Origin of the sequence: Amycolatopsis sp. WAC 04197, assembly GCF_003947475.1 — a bacterium.
In the GTDB taxonomy this organism is placed as follows: domain Bacteria; phylum Actinomycetota; class Actinomycetes; order Mycobacteriales; family Pseudonocardiaceae; genus Amycolatopsis; species Amycolatopsis japonica.
Genome location: NZ_QHJK01000001.1, coordinates 264,510 through 284,019, shown reverse-complemented (window position 1 = coordinate 284,019; position 19,510 = coordinate 264,510). Strand labels below are relative to the sequence as shown.

19 protein-coding genes and 1 tRNA gene are annotated in these 19,510 nt (G+C 69.1%); 8 read left to right on the top strand and 12 right to left on the bottom strand.

Annotation, left to right across the window (positions count from 1 at the left end):
• Positions 1–131 precede the first annotated feature (131 nt).
• Entirely contained in the window at positions 132–1,247 is a 1,116-nt protein-coding gene (locus DMC64_RS01345) for a serine hydrolase (protein ID WP_125731513.1), read from the top strand.
• Between the two features lie 77 nt (positions 1,248–1,324).
• Here DMC64_RS01345 and DMC64_RS01340 read toward each other — a convergent pair whose 3' ends face one another.
• The 3 genes from DMC64_RS01340 to DMC64_RS01330 form a co-directional block, all read right to left on the bottom strand.
• Positions 1,325–2,188, bottom strand: coding sequence for an Fpg/Nei family DNA glycosylase (locus DMC64_RS01340; RefSeq protein ID WP_125731511.1), 864 nt, complete (start codon positions 2,186–2,188; stop codon positions 1,325–1,327).
• Positions 2,189–2,220: 32 nt separating this feature from the next.
• Complete coding sequence (locus DMC64_RS01335) at positions 2,221–2,661, bottom strand: hypothetical protein (RefSeq protein WP_005161585.1); 441 nt, start codon at positions 2,659–2,661, stop codon at positions 2,221–2,223.
• Positions 2,662–2,766: 105 nt separating this feature from the next.
• A complete protein-coding gene (locus DMC64_RS01330) occupies positions 2,767–4,323 on the bottom strand; it encodes a sigma-70 family RNA polymerase sigma factor (RefSeq protein WP_125731509.1) in 1,557 nt (518 codons plus the stop codon).
• A gap of 197 nt (positions 4,324–4,520) precedes the next feature.
• On the opposite strand from DMC64_RS01330, the gene DMC64_RS01325 reads away from it, so the two are divergent.
• Positions 4,521–4,593, top strand: a tRNA-Gly gene (locus tag DMC64_RS01325).
• A 238-nt stretch (positions 4,594–4,831) separates the two neighbouring features.
• Here DMC64_RS01325 and DMC64_RS01320 read toward each other — a convergent pair.
• From DMC64_RS01320 to DMC64_RS42895, 7 genes are all read right to left on the bottom strand, one after another.
• On the bottom strand, positions 4,832–6,574 hold the full coding sequence (locus tag DMC64_RS01320; protein WP_233629530.1) for a glycosyltransferase family 39 protein: 1,743 nt from the start codon (positions 6,572–6,574) through the stop codon (positions 4,832–4,834).
• 83 nt (positions 6,575–6,657) lie between these two features.
• Positions 6,658–7,068: a hypothetical protein gene (locus tag DMC64_RS01315; RefSeq protein ID WP_233629529.1), complete on the bottom strand. Its 411-nt coding sequence runs from the start codon at positions 7,066–7,068 to the stop codon at positions 6,658–6,660.
• A gap of 55 nt (positions 7,069–7,123) precedes the next feature.
• The gene (locus DMC64_RS01310; protein ID WP_038507266.1) at positions 7,124–7,525 is read right to left on the bottom strand and encodes an immunity 7 family protein; all 402 of its coding nucleotides are present in this window, start codon (positions 7,523–7,525) and stop codon (positions 7,124–7,126) included.
• Positions 7,526–7,563: 38 nt separating this feature from the next.
• Positions 7,564–8,103 carry a DUF2716 domain-containing protein gene (locus DMC64_RS01305; RefSeq protein WP_037333725.1) on the bottom strand — a complete coding sequence of 180 codons (540 nt, stop codon included), beginning with the start codon at positions 8,101–8,103 and terminating at the stop codon, positions 7,564–7,566.
• 187 nt (positions 8,104–8,290) lie between these two features.
• Entirely contained in the window at positions 8,291–8,899 is a 609-nt protein-coding gene (locus DMC64_RS01300; RefSeq protein ID WP_125731506.1) for a hypothetical protein, read from the bottom strand.
• Between the two features lie 75 nt (positions 8,900–8,974).
• Positions 8,975–9,481 carry a hypothetical protein gene (locus tag DMC64_RS01295; protein ID WP_125731504.1) on the bottom strand — a complete coding sequence of 169 codons (507 nt, stop codon included), beginning with the start codon at positions 9,479–9,481 and terminating at the stop codon, positions 8,975–8,977.
• A gap of 69 nt (positions 9,482–9,550) precedes the next feature.
• The gene (locus DMC64_RS42895) at positions 9,551–9,679 is read right to left on the bottom strand and encodes a type II toxin-antitoxin system RelE/ParE family toxin (RefSeq protein WP_199754927.1); all 129 of its coding nucleotides are present in this window, start codon (positions 9,677–9,679) and stop codon (positions 9,551–9,553) included.
• 147 nt (positions 9,680–9,826) lie between these two features.
• Here DMC64_RS42895 and DMC64_RS01290 point away from each other — a divergent pair, with 147 nt between their 5' ends.
• The 6 genes from DMC64_RS01290 to DMC64_RS01265 all read left to right on the top strand — a co-directional run bounded on the left by DMC64_RS01290 (position 9,827) and on the right by DMC64_RS01265 (position 17,961).
• Positions 9,827–10,954 carry a hypothetical protein gene (locus DMC64_RS01290; protein WP_125731502.1) on the top strand — a complete coding sequence of 376 codons (1,128 nt, stop codon included), beginning with the start codon at positions 9,827–9,829 and terminating at the stop codon, positions 10,952–10,954.
• Between the two features lie 144 nt (positions 10,955–11,098).
• Positions 11,099–12,418 (top strand): flagellar basal body-associated protein FliL, encoded by a 1,320-nt coding sequence (gene fliL, locus DMC64_RS01285; RefSeq protein WP_052120294.1) that lies wholly within the window; start codon positions 11,099–11,101, stop codon positions 12,416–12,418.
• Positions 12,419–12,421: 3 nt separating this feature from the next.
• Positions 12,422–13,765 (top strand): methyltransferase, encoded by a 1,344-nt coding sequence (locus DMC64_RS01280; protein WP_125731500.1) that lies wholly within the window; start codon positions 12,422–12,424, stop codon positions 13,763–13,765.
• On the top strand, positions 13,762–15,663 hold the full coding sequence (locus DMC64_RS01275) for a glycosyltransferase family 4 protein (RefSeq protein ID WP_125731498.1): 1,902 nt from the start codon (positions 13,762–13,764) through the stop codon (positions 15,661–15,663). The genes DMC64_RS01280 and DMC64_RS01275 overlap by 4 nt, the downstream gene beginning before the upstream one ends.
• Complete coding sequence (locus tag DMC64_RS01270) at positions 15,656–16,195, top strand: hypothetical protein (RefSeq protein ID WP_233629528.1); 540 nt, start codon at positions 15,656–15,658, stop codon at positions 16,193–16,195. The genes DMC64_RS01275 and DMC64_RS01270 overlap by 8 nt, the downstream gene beginning before the upstream one ends.
• Positions 16,192–17,961, top strand: coding sequence for a glycosyltransferase (locus DMC64_RS01265; RefSeq protein ID WP_125731494.1), 1,770 nt, complete (start codon positions 16,192–16,194; stop codon positions 17,959–17,961). Before DMC64_RS01270 ends, DMC64_RS01265 begins: the two co-directional genes overlap by 4 nt.
• A gap of 296 nt (positions 17,962–18,257) precedes the next feature.
• Here DMC64_RS01265 and DMC64_RS01260 read toward each other — a convergent pair whose 3' ends face one another.
• On the bottom strand, positions 18,258–18,980 hold the full coding sequence (locus DMC64_RS01260) for a Crp/Fnr family transcriptional regulator (protein ID WP_125731492.1): 723 nt from the start codon (positions 18,978–18,980) through the stop codon (positions 18,258–18,260).
• Positions 18,980–19,180, bottom strand: a complete 201-nt coding sequence (locus DMC64_RS01255; protein WP_125731490.1) for a hypothetical protein — start codon at positions 19,178–19,180, stop codon at positions 18,980–18,982. Before DMC64_RS01255 ends, DMC64_RS01260 begins: the two co-directional genes overlap by 1 nt.
• Between the last annotated feature and the right edge of the window lie 330 nt (positions 19,181–19,510).

Sequence of the window (19,510 nt, the reverse complement as noted above, 5' to 3'; positions counted from 1 at the left end):
CACTTTCCGTTGAGTTGTGACAACTGAGGGTGGGGCCGACCCTACCCAAGACCCGGGCGTTGTCCCCATGGTCACTCCCCGTCGCACGGGAAAGACTGTGCGCAGGCAATCGCTTCCGGGGGAGGAACACAATGCGCGGATCGGGGAAGCTCGCGGCGGGGGTGCTGGTGGGGGTCCTGCTGGGGAGCGGGACGGCGGCCGCGGCGACCGACCCGGTGCGCGCGGCCGTCGGCGATCTGGTCGGCGAAGGGGGATTTCCGGGAGCGGTCGCCCAGGTCCGGAACGGTGAGGCGGTCTCGCGCTTCGGCGCCGGATACGCGAACCAGGCCACGCGGGAAGCCGCGGGGCCGCATCACCGGTTCCGGATCGCCAGCAACACCAAGGCGTTCGTCGCCACCGTGGTTTTGCAACTGGCGGGTGAAGGGAAGCTGTCGCTCGACGATCCGATCGAGCGGCGGCTGCCCGGTGTCGTCCGCGGACCGGGCTACGAACCGGAGAAGATCACGTTGCGCATGCTGCTGAACCACACGTCCGGCGTGCACGACCCGCTGGATCCGCACTTCTTCGACCCGTACCTCGTCCAGGGGAACCGGGCGCACGTCATCACGCCGTCGGAGGTCATCCGGCGCTCGCTCGTCGACCGGCCGTCGTTCCCGCCGGGCAGCGGCGTGGACTACTCGAACACCGGATATCTGTTGCTGGGCAAGGTGATCGAGAAGATCACCCGTAACGACGTCCGCGCGGAGATCCAGCGGCGGCTCCTCGATCCGCTCGACCTCGGCCGGACGTATTTCCCGCTGTGGTCGCCGTTCCTGCGGGGTCCGCATCTGCACGGGTACGACATGAAGGGGCAGGACATGACCGTGTTCAGCCCGTCGTACGACTGGACCGCGGGCGCGATGGTGTCGACCGTCGACGACCTCGCGAGGTTCCATCGCGCGTTGCTGTCGGGGCGGCTTTTGGCGCCCGCGCAACAGACCGAGCTCAAGCGGCTGGTGCCGTACAGCGAGTTCGGGGCGTACGGCGGCGGCATCGAGACGCTCAACCTGCCTTGCAGTGGTGGCCCGAAAACGGTTTGGGGCAACACCGGCGCGGGGCCGGGATTCCACAGCGTCTCGATGAGCACCGAGGACGGCTCGAAGCAGATCGTGCTGGCGTTGAACGTGTACGACCTCGCCGCGGAAGTACACGGCGGGCAGCGGGTGCCGAAACTGCCGATGGACGCCGTGAAGGCCGCCCTCTGCTGACCGCGTTTCGTCCTCTGAATGCGGTACTTGCACGCGCAAGTACCGCATTCAGAGGACGAAACGCGAGGGTGGCCGGGTCACTTCAGCAGGCGCGACATCCGCCGGTCCGCGAGGGGTTTCCCGCCGGTCTGGCAGGTCGGGCAGTACTGGAACGACTTGTCCGCGAACGAGATCTCGCGGATCGTGTCGCCGCAGACCGGACACGGCAGCCCGGTGCGCGCGTGCACCCGCAGCCCGGACCGCTTCTCGCCCTTGAGCCGGGCCGCGGACTGGCCGACCGAACGCGTCACGGCGCTGGTCAGCACCTCGCGGATCGCCTCCGAGAGCCCGTCGAGCGCCGCCTCGGACAGCTTTCCGGTTGTGGCGTAAGGGGAAAGCTTCGCCATGTGCATGATCTCGTCGGAGTAGGCGTTGCCGATCCCGGCGATCAGCGACTGATCGGTCAGCGCCGTCTTCAGCCGTTCGGTGCGCCCGGCGAACAACTTCTCGAGCTGCGTGCGGTCCAGCGAAAGCGCGTCCGGCCCGAGCCGCGCGATACTCGCGACCTCCTTCTCCGGATCGCGCACGATCCAGACCGCCAGGCCCTTCTTCGTGCCGGCCTCCGTGAGATCGAAGCCCGGTCCGGCGGCCGCGTCGAGATGGACGCGCAGCGAGATCGGCCCCTTGCCGGGTTTGAGCGGCGTCGGCGACAACGCGTCGGACCAGCGCAGCCAGCCCGCCCTCGCCAGGTGGACGACCAGATGGAGATCCCCGGCGACGAGATCCAGATGTTTGCCGAACCGGCCCGCCCCGGTGACCTCACGGCTGTGCAGCTCGGTCCACGGCGGCGTCGCCGTCTTCAGCACGCTGAGGGACGACACGTCGACGCGGAAGACCGTCTTGCCCACCGCGTGTTCACGCAGGTGGTGGGCGAGCGCTTCGACCTCGGGTAACTCGGGCATGGCCTTAGTCTCGCGCGTTCAGGCCGCCGCGACTACTCCACCGGGTGCAACGGGCCGTCGAAATCCGGCAGCGAGTGCTTCTGGATGGTCTTGGTGATCTTCGAGACCTCGCCGCGCACGGTGAACATGCCGCGGATGGTGCCCACCCAGCGCTCCGACGGCCGGTCGCCCGCCAGATCGCCCTCGGTCTCGGCGACCACGGTCCACGGACGGCGCAGAATCCACCGCAGCGGGAAGAACAGCGCGATCAGCAGGAGCGCCAGCGGTACCCACGACGGGATCATGACGTCGGCGGGAGTCCACATGATGAGCACGATCGCGAGCAGCGCCGTCACGGCGATCATCGCGATACCCGGGCCGTAGCTGCCCGCCACATCGTGCTCGAAATCGTCCGCTGTCGCGGGAGCACGCCATTCCATCTGGGCTCGGACCACCCAGTCACGGCCGTCCTCGCCGTGCACCAGCCGGTTCATTCAGTCGCCTCCCGCGCGGCCGCTCGCTCGTCGTGAGCGAGCTCCACCGTACCGTGACGGGAGCCGGATTCGCGAGAGTTCGAAGGCGATATGCCCGCTCGGGCGTTATGGGCACGTCGGGTAGTCGACACCCGGTTCCGGATAGTGGGAAGTCGGCTTGACCGGGCTCGGCTCGTCCTCCGACGTGTCGCCGGACGGGGTCCCGGTCGTGCTTTCGGGGGTCCCGGTCTCCGTCGAAGAGGACCCTTCCGGGTAAGTCGTCGAATCGGGTGTGGTCGACTGCTCGGTCGAGTCCCGCGAAGTCGTCGTAGTCGGGCTCAGCGACTCCTCGGTGGGCCTGAACGATTCCTCCGGCGGGATGTCGTCCCGCTTCGAAGTGGTCTGGTTGGAGCCCGTTCCCGGATCCGGGACCTCGTTGCGAGGCGAGGTCTCCTCCTGCGTCGGATTCTGCTCGTCCGGCGGCTGTACGACGTCGCCGCCGCTCAGCTCCTTCCGCGGCGTGCCCGCACCCGGCAGGCTCGGCATGTCGGACACCCCGAGCTCGGCTCCGGCTCCGGGTCCTCGTCCGGTCACGGCGGGCTGGGCACCCTTGCCCTGCAGCTGGTCCTGCGCGATCCGCTGCGGCGGGATCTCCACCGGCTGGGCGTGGCCGGGTGGCGCGACCTGCGCCGGCAGCAGCGCCAGCTCCGGCAGCCCGCCCCCGGACAGGCCCACGGTATGGGTGACGTCGGTGCCGAACACGGCCGGACCGGCGACGATCCCGACCGCACCGGCGGCGGCCGTCGACGCCACCGCCAGGCCGACCTTCACCTTCGACCCGAGCAGAAGTCCCTTGACCGACGCGGCGAGCCCGGACAACGCCCCGCTCGCGTGAGCCCCGGCGGCCGCCGGCACCAGCAGCGCCACCACACCGGCGTGCGCCCGCAGCGACGAACAGACGTCACGCAGCTCGTCGTGGGTGGCCCGGCACGACTGGCAGGCGATCAGGTGGGTCTTGATCCGGCGGGCCTCGGCCCCGGTCACGCTGCCCGCGGTGAACCCGCCCAGCTTCTCCACCACCGCGCGGCAGGAATCGGGCCCGCGGTTCACCGACAGATGCGCCTGCAGATATGCCGCTCGCAGCCCCTGCCGCGCCCGGCGGGCCAGCGCCGCCGTCGCGTTCGCGCTCAACCCGAAATGCGGCGCGACCATCGACGGCTGCTCGCCTTCGACCTCCGTCTGCCACAAGACCGAACGCCAGCGCTCCGGCAAACTCGTGAAAGCGGTCGTGATCAGCGAATGCTCGGCCGTGCGGGCATGCGTGTCCGCCCCCGCCCCGGCCCGGAAGGTCAGCTCGTCGTCGCTCACCGGCACGTCACGACGCGCGCCGTGCCACTCCCACGAGACGCGGCGAGCCACCGTCAGCAGATAGGCCCGGACGTAGTCACGCGGCCCGGCGCCCCGGCGCAACGCCTGAAGCACCCGGAAGAAGGTCTCGGCGGTGATGTCCTCCGCCTCCGACCGATCGGCGGCCAGACTGCGGGCCAGCCGCCGCACGGCGGCGGCGTGAAGTTCGAAAAGCTCCCCGAAGGCAGCGTCCTCCCCATCACGGAGACGCTGGAGCAATGCCTGCTCGTCGGATTCCGAGGCCGCCTGAAGCGGCACCGTGCCCTGCTCGGTCATCCGGCCAGGCACCTCCTCCCCGAAGGACTCACCATTCGGTCGAATGGGGACACCATACGGAGGTATGCAGCCGTCGTCACCCCTTGTACGCCAGGTGTGACGCCGAAGCACCTATAGGGGTGGGTCAAAACCGCTACAGACGGTCGGTGTATGGTTGTTCCACTGCTTCAAACGAGTGCCGGAGCAGAGCAAGACATGCGGATGTAGCGCAGCTGGTAGCGCATCACCTTGCCAAGGTGAGGGTCGCGGGTTCGAATCCCGTCATCCGCTCGCACGCGGGTACCGCGTGCGCAGGTAAAGCCTGCGCCGCAGCGTACTCGCCATAATTCCCGGGGGCCCGAGCCCCCGGACCCCCACGTTCCTGGTAACTCGCGTTGGCGAGTTGGTTCTTGGGCGCGTCGATCTTCTTTCTCGCTCTTTCGGTTACTAAGTGCTACAGGTTCAGTGAGCGGAGTCACACGACTGTAGTAATTCGGATTTGTGCATATGTGGGTGCGGCCTTCGTGCCTCAGGAGGGCACGCAAGTGGGCTGCGGGCGCTTCCACAAGGTCACCAGCCGACCGTTCGGTAGGGGCCGCGTCGTGACCGGCGTGAAACCCGCGGCCTTCGCGGTCGAAACCATGGACGGCGGATCCACCTTCGGTTCGTACTCGTTCACCGTTCCCGTCGCGGTGAACAGCAGACACGTCTTGCTCGCGTCCCCGCCGAGGCTGCCCGCATACGACGTCAGCCAGCGCAGATGGTCCGGCCCGGTGTTCCCGTTCGCGGTGGGGTCGACCTGCGGCAGCGCCACGCCGTAGCCGAACTTCCGCAGCATCTCCAGCTGCACGGTGTTGGTGTTGAAGAGCCGGTCACGGAACCCGAACGCGGTCGCCCCGCCCAGCGCGTGCTGCTCCTCCACCTGGCCGACGGCCCATTCCGACGCGGCCCGCCACTCCCGCGCCGTCTCCGCGCTCAACGGCTCGGCGAGCTGACCATCCGGGTCGGCGTAGACCTGAGGAACGCCGCGCCCGTCGGTGATCTTGGACGTGCCCAGCACCGGCAGGTCCACCTCCCACGGCCGAGCGGTCGGCAGGCGCAGATCCACCATCGGCACCAGCGCCAGGAGCCCGGTCACCGCGACCGCGAACGGCAAGGCCCGCCGAAGCGAGCGGTGTGCCCGGTACAACCCCCAGAGCGCCAGGATCACCATGGACGGGATCAACGGGAGAAAGAAGGAGGTGCCCGTGTTCTTGGACGTCAGCACCGCCAGCCCGCCTTCCGCGACGAGCAGCGCCGACGGGAACAACGCCGATGCCACCATCGAGCGGAGGACGTCCTTCGCCGGACCGGTCCGGATCTTGACGATCGCCACGACGGCCGCGGCGACAAGCCCGGCACACAGCACCAACGCGTGCGGGAGCCCGTGGTCGGAGATCAACAGCTTCAGCCGCGCGACCCAGGCCGCCGGGTTGAACACCCCCGCTTCCTGGCCGAACTCCACCGACTGCTTCCCGTAGCCGAAGCCGGTCAGGTACTCGAAGACCCGGGCACCGTTGGGCACCAGCCAGATCGCCGCGACGCCGGCGGCCACGAGCGCCGCGAGGGCGAAGTGCTTCAGCCGTTTGCCCCGGTCCCGCGGTACCACCGCCTGGACCAACGCGGCCAGCACCAATGCCGGTACGAACGCGATCGCCATCGTCCTCGACAGCGGCATCAGTCCGACGAAAACCCCGAACAGCAGGACGAACCGGAGTTTCGACAGCCCCTCGGAACGGATCAGGCAGTAGACGGCGGCCATGGTCATGACCGCCGCGGGCAGCGCGAAATGGTAGGCGCGGGCCTCGAAGAGCACGCCGGGCGCGGTGGCGATCAGCGCCGTGGCGATCCAGGCGAACGGGCGGCCGGCCACCCTGTTCGCCACGGCGTGCGTGAGCAGGATCAAGGCCGCCCCGGCCACCAGCGGGACGAGGAAGGCGGCCACCGTTCCGGTCCCGGTCGCGAAGAAGTGCAGCGAAGTCAGCGCGGGCAGCAGTGGCGCTTGGATACCCGGGGACTCGACGGCTTCGAGCCAGCCGACGGCACCGTCCCGGAGCGCCGCGCCGTGATTGTTCAACGCCATGCCGAAGTAGCCGGCCTCGTCGATGTCGAACACCTGGCCGTCGCGATACAGGACGATCCATCGGAAGTTGACGAGCAACCAGGCGACCGCCACGCCGAGCAGGATCCATGTGTTCACCTGGACGCGGCGAATCCCCCTGGTCAAGACCATGGTCGAGAATCTAGTCGGGCCTCTGGGCAGGCTAGAGCGCGGGCGTTTTGAACGGGTCGTGCTCGGACAGGAGCCATGAGATTTCAGCCAGGCGGAATCGTCGCGACCGTCACTTGCCCATCCATCAGGCATTCGATGAGTACCGGACCACCGAGCGGGTGGATCCAGAAATGCGGCCCGGCGTCCAAGATGTCCCCCGCATGTCGCACCGCGACATCCACAGGCATGGTCACGGTCGGCATCAGATAGTTGCCCCACATGACAGCGATCCGCTGACCTTGTTGTGCATACGAGGAAAGCAGCTCCGCCGCCATCCTCGCCCAGTGCTCCTCATCGTCCCACCAGAGACGGTCTTCGAACGGTGTGGACTCGAAGTCGATCACGTCGCCGGTAGCAGCCGGAAATCTGCTCAGCGTCGCCGCCGCCAGTGCGCGGTTCTCGGGGAGATCCAGCTTCATCACGCGCCGGCCGTCATCGTCGCGGGGGTCGTTCATGAAGTCCGGAAGGTATTCCGGATGACTCCCATAAGAACTACCGTCGGTCAACGGCTCAGATCTCGTAGCCGTCCATCACGGTCGGCGCGACCGGGGACAGGTGCTCATCGCCGCGTTCGGTGACCAGGCCGCGGGCCATCCGGTACACCTTGAATTCGTTGTCGTGCTCGGGATCCTGGTCGTCCCAGACGTGCAGGAGACCGTAGGAGCCGGGTGCGAGGTCGCCGACGCGGGTGAAGAGGTCCACCAGCTCGGGCGCGATCGCCGTGCCGTGTTTGTCCATGCCGCCCAGGTGCAGCACCGGCACCCCGGCCGCCCAGCGGAGGTCGAGCAGGTCGCCGTCGTCGAAGTCGCGGACGGCACGGTGCACCCGCTCGACGATGCGCTCGAGCAGCGCGGCGTCGTCGTCACCGGAAGGGCTCGCTTGGATGGTCACCCACCCGTGGTATTCGAACACCCGCCTGAGTTTAGGCAGGTCTGCCCGCCCGATGGTGGTCAGCCCGCCATCGCGGCCGGTGCCCCGTTGCGCCGCAGCGCGTTCTTGAAAACCTGTTCGCCGTGCTTTTCGAAGGCGGGCACGAGCTTCTCGCCGTAGACGCACAGAGTGCGTTCCCAGGGGTGCCCGAGCGTGCCGAAGCGGAAGTCGTTCGCCAGGAACATGTGATAGTCCGTGCGCGGGAACACCGGGACCGGCCACGGGTCGAGCGCGGCGTGCCGATGCGGGTAGAAGCGGTACGACTGGTGCTGCCAGTGCAGCACCCAGACCCACTCGTCCTCGGCGACGCAGTCCTTCAGCGCCGAGAGGGCGACGCGGGCGACGTCGTTCTGCTCGACGGCGTATGGGCCGACCCGGAATTCGGCCGACGCGCGGTCGAGGCCGCCGGGCGCGAGATCCCACGCGACGGACGGGGCGGGTTCGCGGAAACCCGGCCAGGCGTGCGCGTAGGTGCTCGGCCAGAACGCGAGCTTGTCGTAGACCCAGTACCAGGCGGGCTCATCTGCGACCCTGGAGATGGCTTCCCAAGCGTTGTTCACGAGCGACCCTCGGTGGTTCGGCCGATTAAGACTGGGAAAGCTTCGTGTTCAAGGCTCAAGTTGTCCAGCTCGTGGGCATTCTCCGTGAAACTGTCACCTGATCAGGTGTCTTGCGCCGCCGCCGGAACCGTGAGAATGACGGTGTGTGAACGGCGAGCCCACGAAACGCGGGCTCGCCGTCGATCGATCATGCGGCCGCCTCCCAGAGACTCATGAAGGCCGAGGCCTCACTCCGCACCCACGGCCGCACCTTGTCGCGATCGCGCGGCGACAAGGCGAACTCCTTCGCTCGCCGGACGTCGACGACCAGCGGACGCCCGCCCGGCCGCAGCTCGTCCATGGTCTGTTCGAGCAGCCACAGCACCATCTGCGCCGCGTCCCGGCTCAACGGCTCCTCCTTGAAATAGAGCCAGGTCACGTAGACGGGGCCGTCGCCCTTGCGCAGGCCGAGATGCGGATTGATGCCCACTTCGAGCGAGCCGAGCCGCCATCGTGACCGGCCGACCTCGGCCAGCCGCAGGTCACGCCGCCCGACGTAGCGCAGCCAGCCGTTGGCGATCTCGGTGTAGTGCGGCCGCGTGCGCTCGTCCGCGTTCTCGACGAGGGCCCGCAGTACCTCGCGATCCCGCCCGGAGATCCGTCCGGCACGGATCGCGTTCGCGGCGCGGAGGTAGAAGTTGAACCCGCCCCGGGCCGGGTCCTCGTACTGACGGCGCCAACGCCGGACGAACGAGGAACGCGAGGGACCCGAGCTCGTGCTGTACCCCACGAACGTGGGCAGGGTGATGTAGGCCATCCGTGTCTGCCTTTCGCCGCTGTTCCTGCTGTACAACGACCATTTTAGAACACATGTACGACAGAAAACGGGGCTTTACGGGTGACGCGGCGAAGGAGGCCAAGGTCCTTCGAGCAGCTCCGCCGATTCCTCGAGGATCGGTACCTCGCAGACGTCCCTCGGGGTGAGGTCGGTCGGGATCCAGTGCTCGAGCATCGCCGACCAGCGCGTGATCCCGCGCAACGCCTGGGGCGACCCGAGCAGCGCGCCGACCTCGCTGACCAGGGCGCCGCCGGCCGCGGGCGAGAGGCGCCCTTGGACCATCGCGGTGAGCCAGCCGTGGATCAGCAGCCAGCGGGCGGCCGTCGGGTCGGCGGGCAGTTCGAGGCCCAGTTCGTCGACGACCTGGTCGAACGCCTTGTCGACGGCGGCTTCGGCAGTGGATTCGAGCCCGGCGAGCAAAGGGAGGGACGGGGTGTCGAGACCGGCGACGATCGCGTCCAGACCGGCCTCGACCAGGTGGGAGGTGCGGACGTCACGTCCGGCGAGCCTGCCGATGGCCAGCTCGCGCAACGCGCCACGACACGCGTCGATCTCCGTCACCGGATGCTTCCCACGTCCGCCACGGTACCGCCGGGAGCAGCCAGCGGCAGCTGACCAGCCGAAAGAGGGTCACACCGTGGAGAGCCGGCCGTGTGCCAGATGAAACCGCAACTCCCGCAACTTGCCGTCGAGCTGTCGCGTGTACGGCTCGCCGAGCAACGGGCCCTGCTCCGCGAGCAGATCCCCGTAGAAGGCCACTGTTTGCGATCCGCAAGGCCGCGAGAGCACTCGGAGATCAGTGCTGGACCAGGTCGTGAGTGGACGCAAGAATGAGGAAAGACCACATCAACCACCCATAAGGGTGCATGCAACACTGGCTGCCCACACCCGGCGGCAGGGGGCTAAATGAGCTGGCAAGACGAGCTTCGACAGCTGGACGTCGAGCTGGCCTCGGGTCGTATCGGGCACGCCGAGCACCGCAGGAAGCGCGACGAGCTCTTGGCGGAGGCCTCCGGCGGGACGATGCCGTCGCCGGTGCCCTCACCGCTGCGCCGCCCCGGCGGGACGTGGCACAGCACCAATCCCGCCGCGCGTCCGGTCGAGCAGCCCACGGTCACGGTCCAACCCCAGCCGTACCAACAGACCCAGCCGGTCTACACACCGCCGCCGCCCGTCGTGGAACCCGAGAAGAAGTCCGCCATCCCGCGGATCGCGGACCACAAGACCACCGCGCCCTCGCCCGCCGACATCAATCCGACGGTCTACCTGCGCGCCGAGCCGCCGCCGGTCAAGAGCAGGCCGTCGGTCCCCGCGCCGAGCCGGCCGCTTCCGCCTCTGGCACCTGAGCCCGGCCCTAGCCACTACGCGCCCACGGAGGACTACGCGGTCGTCGGGAAACGCAAGCCGACCTGGCTGTTCATCGGCGCCGGAGTGCTGGTCGTGCTGGCGTTGATCATCGGCGGGACGCTGTGGCTGGGTTCGTCGCAGCCCTCGAACGTCGCCGAGCAGCCGAGCGTGGCCCAGCCGCCGGGCGACCTCACGCCGTCGGGCCGGCCCGACAGTGCCCAGACGCCGTTGGAAGACCGGCTGCCCGCGCTGCCGGGGACACCGTCGAAGGACAACTCGACGATGTCGGTCGCGAAGGGCGTCGAGCTCAACTTCTACTCGAAGGCCGCGGGTGATTTCCTCGCGTCGAAGAATGTCGCGTCGGTCACCTACAAGGGTTCGAACGAGGGTACGAACAGCTACCTCGTCCTGGTGATCCCGGCGAACGATGCCAAAGACGCGGCCGCGATCGTGAAGTACTTCCGGGAGAACTCGATCAACGCCGGATTGCGCGAGCAGCGCGTCGGCGATCGGCTCGCCCTCGTCGGCGCGAACAAGAACGGCCAGCTCAGCGGGATCGGTTACGTCTCCGGGACGATGGCCGTCACGACTTGGGTCTCGCAGCCGCTCGGCGGCGACCCTCAGGCGCTCGACGCCCGGCTGGAGCAGACGCTGACCTCGTTGGACACCGTTCTGCCGTCGAGCTGAGAAGCGCAGGTCGCGGGGAGATCACGATTCGACCCGCGAGGGCGCATCGACTCCGGGCAGTGCAGAATGTGCGAGGTCACCGCAGTGGTGGTATCGCGACGGCCGGGAGCAGTCCTCCCGCCGGAAATTCGGATAAGGGGGCCGGTGGTGTCCTGGCAGGAAGAGCTGCGCAATCTGGACGAAGAGCTCGCATCTGGACGGCTCTCCGCGGACGATTACCGGCTCCGCCGTGACCAGGTGCTGTCCTCGGCGGTCGCGTACGGCGACCCCGCGCAGCAGCAGGTCCAGCAGCCCGGACAGCAGCCGCAGCAGCCGTTCCAGCAGCCGCCCGCTCCGCAACAGCCGCAGGCGCCGCAGCAGCCCGGCCAGCCCAGCGCCGACTCGACGCAGATCATCGCGCCGGTGAACCAGCCGCAGCAGAGCGGCGAGGCCGAGCGCACCCAGGTCGTCCCGAACTGGCAGCAACAGCAGGCCGATCCGAACCGCACCCAGGTCGTGCCGCCGGTGGCGTCGCCGCCGGGTGGTTTCCCGCAGCAGGGCCAGGCGTCCCCGGCCGGTGGTTTCCCCCAGCAGGGTCAGGGCTCGCCCGCGGGCGGGTTCCCGCAGCAGCACCAGGGCTATCAGCAGCAACAGCCGCAGCAGCAGGGCTGGACCGACAACGACGCCAGCCCGCCGTGGGGTGGCTCGGACTTCCCGCCGATCTCGCCGGTCGGCAGCACGGAATGGGTCAAGCAGGGCCCCGAACTGTTCGAGGACAAGCCCAAGGGCAAGGGCGGCAAGATCGCGATCATCGCGATCGTCGCCGTCTTGGTCCTCGCCGGTCTGGGTGTCGGCGGGTACTTCGCGTTCAAGGGCGGCGGTGACACCCCGCCGGACCCGACGGCCGCGCCGCAGTCGTCCCAGCCGCAGGCTCCGCCGCCGTCGTCGACCAAGCCGAAGACGCCCGAAGAGCTGCTGTTCGAAAAGATCCCGGAGCAGTCCGGCGAAGAGGACTCGAAGAGCGGCGCGATCCCCGCGGCCCAGCTCGCCGAGATCGCCGGGCTGGAGAAGGGCGAGGCGGATCTGGTCATCGCCGCCGGCGTGAAGCAGGTCGCGTATCGCGGCTCGCAGAAGCAGCCGGACGAGACCGGCCCGCAGCCGGCGAAGATCTCGGTCACGGTCATCCCGCTGACCAGCCCCGGTGCCGCCGGTGACCTGGTCAAGCAGCTGCGCCAGTACCAGACGAGCAACGGATTCGTGCAGATCACCGAGCCGCTGCCGGGTATGCCGCCGAAGCTGAACTTCCAGAAGAAGATCGACGGTGACAAGGGCACCTACCGCGGCACATGGATCAGCGGCAACAACATCGTCCGCGTCGACATCCTGCAGAACCCGCTCGGCGGGGAAGAGGGCGAGAAGGCGTTGAGCGGCACGTACCAGCGTGCGGTGAAGAAGACGCTGGAAAACTACTCCGTCACCAGCTGAAAGATGACCTCGGAGACGGCACGGCTGCTCACCACCCTGCTCTCCCTGGCCGAGGACACCGGTTCCCTGTCCGACGAGCTGCACTTCGCCGGCTGGGACACCGCCGAGCGCGTCCCGCTCGACCACGGCGCCGCGAACGTCCTCCGGGCGCTCGTGCTGCCGAAGGCGGCGAAGGTCCTGGAGGTCGGTGCCGGTTTCGGTGGGCTGACCAGGTATCTGGGCGAGGTCTCGGCGACGGTGCACGCCGTCGAGGCCGACCCGGTCCGCGCCGCCGCGGTGCGGTTCCGCACCCGTGACCTCGGCACGGTCTCGGTGCACGACCGGCCGCCTTCCGATGGTTACGACCTCGTCGTCGTCCAGCAGCCGTACGCGACGCGGGGTCTGCTGGAGTCGGTTCGCGAGCGGTTGTCGCCGATGGGCTCCGTCGTGGTGCTGACGTCTTCCCGCGGTGTCGCCGGGACGCTCGCGGCGGCGGGCCTCGAAGTCCAGCGTGAGTTGCTCTGTTCCCCTGGGCACGAGGTCGCCCGCGCGGTCCGGAGCGAGCGGATCGACACCGAACTGCCCCGGCTGTCCGCGGCGATCACCGGTGGCCCCGCGAACGGTCTGGCCCTGCTCTGCGGTCCCGGCGCCGCCGCGCTCTGGCCCGCGTTCCGGCTCGCGACCTATTTCAACACCGCCGAGCGCGCCGCGTTCGCGTGTACGCGCGCCGACGTCGTGCGCACCGGGGAGGGCGCCGAAGTCCGCCGCGTGCCGCTGGTGCCGTCGCCGCCGGTGGCCGGGATCTCGGTCGGACCGTGCACGGACAAGGTGTACGACGCCCCGACGATGGTCGAAGTCCTGCTCGACGAGCCGGAGCGGGTCGCGGAACTGCTCACCGGCTGGCGGGATCTCGTCCGCGCGGAGGCCGCTCGCGGGGTCGAGGCGCTGTGGGATCTGGTGCCACACAACGTTCTCGTCGACGGTGCGACGCTGCGTCCGATCGACCTCGAATGGCGGCACGCGGGTGCCGGAGTGTCCGAGGTGATCGAGCGCGGGGTGCTGGTGCTGGCCGACAAGCTGACCGACGCGGGCTGGTCCGCGGCGGCGGATGACGGCTCGATGCGCGACCTGGCGGGCTGGCTCGGCGTGCTGATCGGCCTTCATCCCTCCTTTGTGGACGGTGCGCTGGAGCGTGAGGTGGCCTTCTCCACGATCGGCTCGTGCGGCACCGTGCACGGCACGGACGAGATACGCGCGGCGATCGCCGGGATTTGGCGAAAGCGCCTGGCGCGAACCGTCCACGAGTACCGTTCACCCAAGGTCGGCGCCGGTGTGGCGGCGAACGAAGACGAGGTAGCGAAGCGATGACGAGCCTGCATACCGCCGGCATTCTGACGCCGGACCGGCCGGTCGGGCACCTGTTCGAGCTCCGGGGCTGGACGACCGGGATCAGCCGGATCGGCGAGATGTCCGTGACCATCGCGGACGTCGAGGCGAACCTGTTCCCCGAGCCGTGCCCTGGCGCGCCCGAAGGCACCTTCGGCTGGCGTGCGGTCCCGGCCACCTTCGTGCCCGCGGGCGTCCAGGACGTCGTCGTCACCGGTCCGGATGAGCGCGTGCTGAACCAGGCGACCGTCCACGTGGGAACGCTGCCGGGTGAAGAACCGCTGTGGCTGGGCGAACTCGAAGCGCCGAAGCAGGGCAAGGTCACCGAAGGACACGTCGTCTACGTGACGGGTTGGGCGCTGCTTCAGGGCCGCGCGCCGAGCTTGATCGAGGTCATGGTCGAGGGCGGCGGCACGGTCAGCGCGCGTACCCGGCTGCCGCGCAAGGACGTGCCCAAGGAGTTCCCCGGCTTCGACGACGCCGCTGTGAGTGGCTTCGAGGCCTGGGTCCCTGTCGACCTTCCGTACGGCGAAGAGCGGACGCTGTCGCTTCGCGTCCGGTACCGCACCGAAGGCGTCGGCGAGGTCGTGTCGGCGAAGCGCACCTTCACGCTTCGCAACCCCGTCGCGGACCTGGACGACGCCGAACTCGCCGACGAGCTGGCGGGCGACACCGCCCGCGCGATGGCGCGGGTGAACATCCCGACCGATCCGAAACACGTGCTGGTGTTCACGCACAGCCTCGGCGTCGGCGGCGGTCAGCTGTGGCTGCAGGAACTGCTGAGCCGGATGGTGACCGACCACGGCTGGCAGGTCAGCCTGGTCAGCGAGACCGACGGCCCGCTGCGCGCGGACTGCCACGAACTCGGCATCCCCGTGCACGTCACGACGCACTACCGGAACCAGACGGTGCCCGCGTACGAAGGGCATGTCGCCGAGCTGGCGCGCTTCGCGAAGTGCTCCGGAGCGGGCGTCGCGCTCGTCAACACTCTCGGCGGCTTCGTCGGCGCCGACGCGGCGAAGCGCGCCGGGATGCCGACGGCGTGGGTCATCCACGAGAGCTTCTCGCTGCCCGCGTTCGCCTACCAGAACTGGGGCCCGGTGAAACCGCCCGCCGCGGTCTGGCAGCGCTGGGAAAGCACCCTCGCCGAGGTCGACAGGCTGCTGTTCGTCGCGGACGCCACGCGCGAGATGTTCCTGCCGTACAGCAAGCCGGAGCGCTGCCGGACCGTCCGCTACGGCACGCCGATGCACAAGTTCGGCGGCAGGACGCGGTCGGAGACGCGGCAGCAGGCGCGCAACATGCTCGGCTACTCGCCGGACGACATCGTGCTGGTGAACATCGGCATCGCGGAATCCCGCAAGGGACAGGCGCCGCTGATCTCGGCGATGGAGCGGATCCACAAGATCCATCCCGAGGCGAAGCTGTCCATCGTCGGCCTGCACCCGTCGCCGTACGGGCTGGCGATGGAGGAATCGGTCAAACGCGCGGGGCTGGAGAAGTCCGTCAGCCTGGTGCCGATCCAGCCGGATCCGCTGCGCTGGCTGCAGGCCGCCGACATCTTCGTGAACAGCTCCGACATCGAGTCGCTGCCGCGCTCGATCCTCGAAGCCGTGTGCTGTGGCGTCCCGGTCGCGGCGACCGACGTGTTCGGCGCGCGGGAGATGATCGTCGACGGCGAGACGGGCTGGCTGTTCGAGACCAACGACGTCGACGCGCTGACCGCGGCGTTGCTGCGCGCGCTGGGCACGTCGGCCACGCGCCGCCGCGAGATGGCCAAGGCCGCGCACGAGAAGCTGCTGCCGTGGCTCGACCCGGCGGGCTACGCGCGCGAGTACTCCGAAATCCTGACCGAACTGAGTGGGGGCGTTCATGTCTGACACCGACATTCCCGGCCGTGTCCAGGCCGAGCTGACCCGGCTCCGTGCCGAGCGGCAGGTCTTCACCGCCGAGCAGGACCGGCTGAAGGCGAAGCTGGCCGAAACCGAGCACGAACTGCGCGAGGCCACCGCCTCCGCGCCGGACGAAGGCGAGTCCGCCGCCGTGAACCAGAAGCTCGCCTCGCAGCAGGAAGAACTCGACGTCGCCAAGGCGCGTCTTCAGGCACTGGAGGCCGAGGTCCTGCTCGCCCACCAGCAGCGTGACTCGCTGCGCGCGGAGCTGAAGACCTGCCGTGAGGAGCGGGACAAGCTGCGGCTCGCGCTGCTCGACGCCGAGCTCGTGGTGTCGGCGGGCGTCGTCGACGCGGACGTCCTGCCCGGTGGCGAACCGTCGGCCGACCGGCAGCGCCTGCTCAACGCCGAACGGCTCGCCGCCGAGATGGCCAGGGAACTCGACGCCACGCGCCGCACCGTCAGCTGGCGGGTCACCGCTCCGCTGCGGGTCGTGCGGAAGAAGATGGACCGGCCGTGACCGAACTCTGCTTCGTCTCCGCCGAGGGCGGTTCCGCCTTCATGGAGGAGCTCCTGGAGGTGGTCGCCGACGCCGTGCGCACGGCGGGCGGCAAGGCCAGGACCGCGGTCGGAACCTATCCCGAGGCCGACGGCGACACGGTGTACGTCGTGGTCCCCCACGAGTACTTCGTGACCGTCCCGGACGCCGACTTCCCGACCGCCGCGCAGTGCCGCCGCACCATCGGGTTCTGCGTGGAGCATCCCGGCACGGCGACCTTCGAGCGCAACGCGGAACTGCTGTCCATCCTGGGCGGCGCCGTCGACATCAACACCGATTCGACCGCCGAACTGCGGCGGCGCGGGATCACCGTCGAGCATTTCCAGCTCGGCTACAGCCCGCTGTGGGATCTGTGGGGCGGAGACCTCGACAGTCCGCGCGACCTCGACGTCACCTACCTCGGCACGGCCGAACGGCGTCGTTCGGTGCTGCTCGGCTCGTACGCGCGGGACCTCGCCGGTCTGCGGACGCGGCTGCTGACCCCGCCGCACGAGCCGATGACCGCCGCCCGCGTCGACTTCCTGCCGGGCAAGGCGAAATTCGAGCACCTCGCGCGGTCGCGGTTCCTGCTGAACCTGCACCGCGAGCGCAAGCAGACGCTGGAGTGGGTGCGCACGCTCGAAGCGATGACCAATGGTTGCGTGGTGGTCAGCGAGACGTCCGTCGACGTCGAACCGCTGGTCCCCGGCGAGCACCTGGTCCTCGCGCGGCCGGAGGCGCTGGGCTCGGTCGTCGCCGCGCTCGCCGACGAGCCGGAACGGGAGCGGCACCTGCGTTCGGCCGCCTACGGCTTCGTGAAGTCGCTGGACATGACGGCGTCCGCGCGGCGGCTCATCGAGCTGGCGTCCTCGCTGGGTTCGGCGCCCGCCGCGGACATCGCCCCGGCGCGGGCGCTGGCGACGAGCCTGCGGAACCCGGAGGACGCGCTGGCGATCGACACCCCGTCGTTCGACGCGCGGTTCGCGGGTGACCGGTCCGCCGCCGGACCGGCCTCGGCACGCGGGACGGCGCTGTCGGCTCGGATCGCGCAGCGCGCGGCGGGGGCCCGGCGGGTCGCGACGCGAACCTGGGAGCCCGCGGCGGCTTCGACGGCGGGCACCGCCGACGTCGACGTGCTGATCGTGCGCCGGACCGGCGAGGTCGACCCGGACGATCTCGCGAACGACCTGCTCACGGGCAGCGTGACCCCGCGCAAGGTGCTGGTCGGCGAGGACGGCGTGCACCCGTGGCCGCGGCCGCGCCCGTACGACGTCCTGCTGCACGACACCCCGCTCGGCCGGGGGCTCACCCGGAACTCGCTGCTGGAGCGTTCGACGGCGTCGTGGCTGCTGGTGCTCGACGGCGGGATGCGGGCTTCGGAGTTCCTGCTGGAGCGGCTGCTGGCCGTTTCCGAGGGCGCCGACGTCGTGCACTGCCCGGTCGCGGATCCGGTGGACGGCCTGGTCGGCGCCCTGCCGCCGGAGGAACGGCGCCTGCGGACGCTGCCGTATCTGGGCAGCGGCTATCTGGTGCGACGGTCGCTGGTCGACGAGTTCGGCGGGTGGAACACCGAGGTGCTGTTCGAAGGCCTCGAGGATCACCTGTTCTGGCGGCGGGTGGCCGCTTCGGCCCGGCCGACGACGCTGGTGCAGCAGGTCCTGCTGCGGCGGTTGCGCCCGGATCCGGACTCGCGGCCGATGGACCTCGACCCGCATCGGGTGTGGGCGGCCGTGGGAAGCGCTCTGTAGCTGCCCTCGCGTGCAATGAAAGGTCCTTTCCTGGCAAATTTTGCGAGGAAAGGACCTTTCATTGCACGGGAAGTGGGCGTGGCGTTGGTCCGAAAGTGTGAGTTGGGCCGTGTCGGTGAACGTCCTCCCCCGGTCATGCGCCTTATGGGCAGAGCATCTGACGAGTTCGGATGCCGGCCGATAAGGAGCAGCCATGGCCTGGGAAATCGCCCTGGTCGCCGCGCTGGCCGTCGTGTTCGTCATACGGCTCGCGCTTCAGCTGAGGCGCAGTTGACGCGATCTTGCGCACCCCTCGTTCACCCCATCGCGATCCGCGGTATCCGCAACTGAGGGATCCGCCGCCGCGCGGAGGGGACCGGAACGAGCGGCGGGCCGTCCTCGCGCAGCCGTCTCTTCAGGTGGATCGTCTTGTAGCCGGTGCTCAAATATCCCTCGTTCTTCAGTTTCGCCATTTCGGCGTTGACCGACGCGGGTGAAGCGCCGATAGCCGAGGCGATGTCCGTGTGGTTCAGCCCGACGTCGAGCACGACGCCGTCCTCACCGGGAACGCCGTAGAGCGCCTGCATCCTGGTCAGGAACGCGGTCAGCCTGCTCCGGACCTTGGCCGTCGCGAACCCCAGCGCGACGTTCCGCAGGCGCAGCCGGGCGGCCAGGTCCGCGGTGATCAGGGCCATCATCCCGGGATCGTCGTCGAGCAGGCCGTGGAACGCGTTCCGCGGGATCTCCAGCACGCGAACCGGTTTCGTGGCGATGTACGAGAGGTGGCTCGGCCTACCGGCCAGGCAGTCTTCGACGCCGAGCACGTCACCGGCGCCGAGCAGGTCCACGATCATCGGCGGCGAGTCGCCCTGGGCCGCGCGTAGCGCCTTCACGTAGCCGGACCGCGGGATCAGCACCGGGGGCGCCGGGTCGCCCTGGTGGAGCAGCGTGGTGCCCGCCGCGTGATCGACGTGTTTGCCGAGGTCGAGCAGCCGACGGCGCTGCCGTTCGGTGACCGCGGCCAGGAAGTCCCCGCTCATCAGCCGACCACCGCCGCGAACGCGTAGAGGATCGCCGGGAGCCCGGCCACGAGTGCCGCGACCGACCCGATGACCTTCGCCGGCTGGGCGACCTTCTTGGTCAGCAGCGACCTGGTGAGGATCGCGGCGAAAACGATGTAGGCGAGTACGACGACGCCCGCGGTGACCACCAGAAGCGGGTCAGGTGTCTTTGCCGTCAATGGTGACTCCCAGTGAGAGAAAAAGGTGAATCGATTTCTTGCACGGCCGGGTGAGAATCACGTCGGGTAGGTGAAATCGCCCCTGCCGTTCAGCCGGAGACTAATGCTCAGCGCCATTGCGACAAAGCAACACGGAGCGAGCAGAACCCGTCCAGGGAGCGATTTCGCGACGGAAAGTAACCGTTATCCCGGTGGCCGATCGGCGGAAAAATCACGCACCGTGCACGCTCACGAGAGCGGAATTCCGCGCGATACGCCTGGATTCGTCAGGAAATCAGGGTTAGCCGTACATCCGTCTGATTTCGAACCGGCGATCGGAATCCAGCCGGA

Bases quoted from the DNA above. Each gene is read 5' to 3' on its own strand.
- DMC64_RS01315 (WP_233629529.1), bottom strand. From the start codon at position 7,068: ATGAACGACCCCCGCGACGATGACGGCCGGCGCGTGATGAAGCTGGAT.
- DMC64_RS01335 (WP_005161585.1), bottom strand. From the start codon at position 2,661: ATGAACCGGCTGGTGCACGGCGAGGACGGCCGTGACTGGGTGGTCCGA.
- DMC64_RS01345 (WP_125731513.1), top strand. From the start codon at position 132: ATGCGCGGATCGGGGAAGCTCGCGGCGGGGGTGCTGGTGGGGGTCCTG.
- DMC64_RS01280 (WP_125731500.1), top strand. From the start codon at position 12,422: ATGACCTCGGAGACGGCACGGCTGCTCACCACCCTGCTCTCCCTGGCC.
- DMC64_RS01270 (WP_233629528.1), top strand. From the start codon at position 15,656: ATGTCTGACACCGACATTCCCGGCCGTGTCCAGGCCGAGCTGACCCGG.
- DMC64_RS01290 (WP_125731502.1), top strand. From the start codon at position 9,827: ATGAGCTGGCAAGACGAGCTTCGACAGCTGGACGTCGAGCTGGCCTCG.
- DMC64_RS01300 (WP_125731506.1), bottom strand. From the start codon at position 8,899: ATGGCCTACATCACCCTGCCCACGTTCGTGGGGTACAGCACGAGCTCG.
- DMC64_RS01260 (WP_125731492.1), bottom strand. From the start codon at position 18,980: ATGAGCGGGGACTTCCTGGCCGCGGTCACCGAACGGCAGCGCCGTCGG.
- DMC64_RS01340 (WP_125731511.1), bottom strand. From the start codon at position 2,188: ATGCCCGAGTTACCCGAGGTCGAAGCGCTCGCCCACCACCTGCGTGAA.
- DMC64_RS01330 (WP_125731509.1), bottom strand. From the start codon at position 4,323: ATGACCGAGCAGGGCACGGTGCCGCTTCAGGCGGCCTCGGAATCCGAC.
- DMC64_RS01275 (WP_125731498.1), top strand. From the start codon at position 13,762: ATGACGAGCCTGCATACCGCCGGCATTCTGACGCCGGACCGGCCGGTC.
- DMC64_RS01320 (WP_233629530.1), bottom strand. From the start codon at position 6,574: ATGGTCTTGACCAGGGGGATTCGCCGCGTCCAGGTGAACACATGGATC.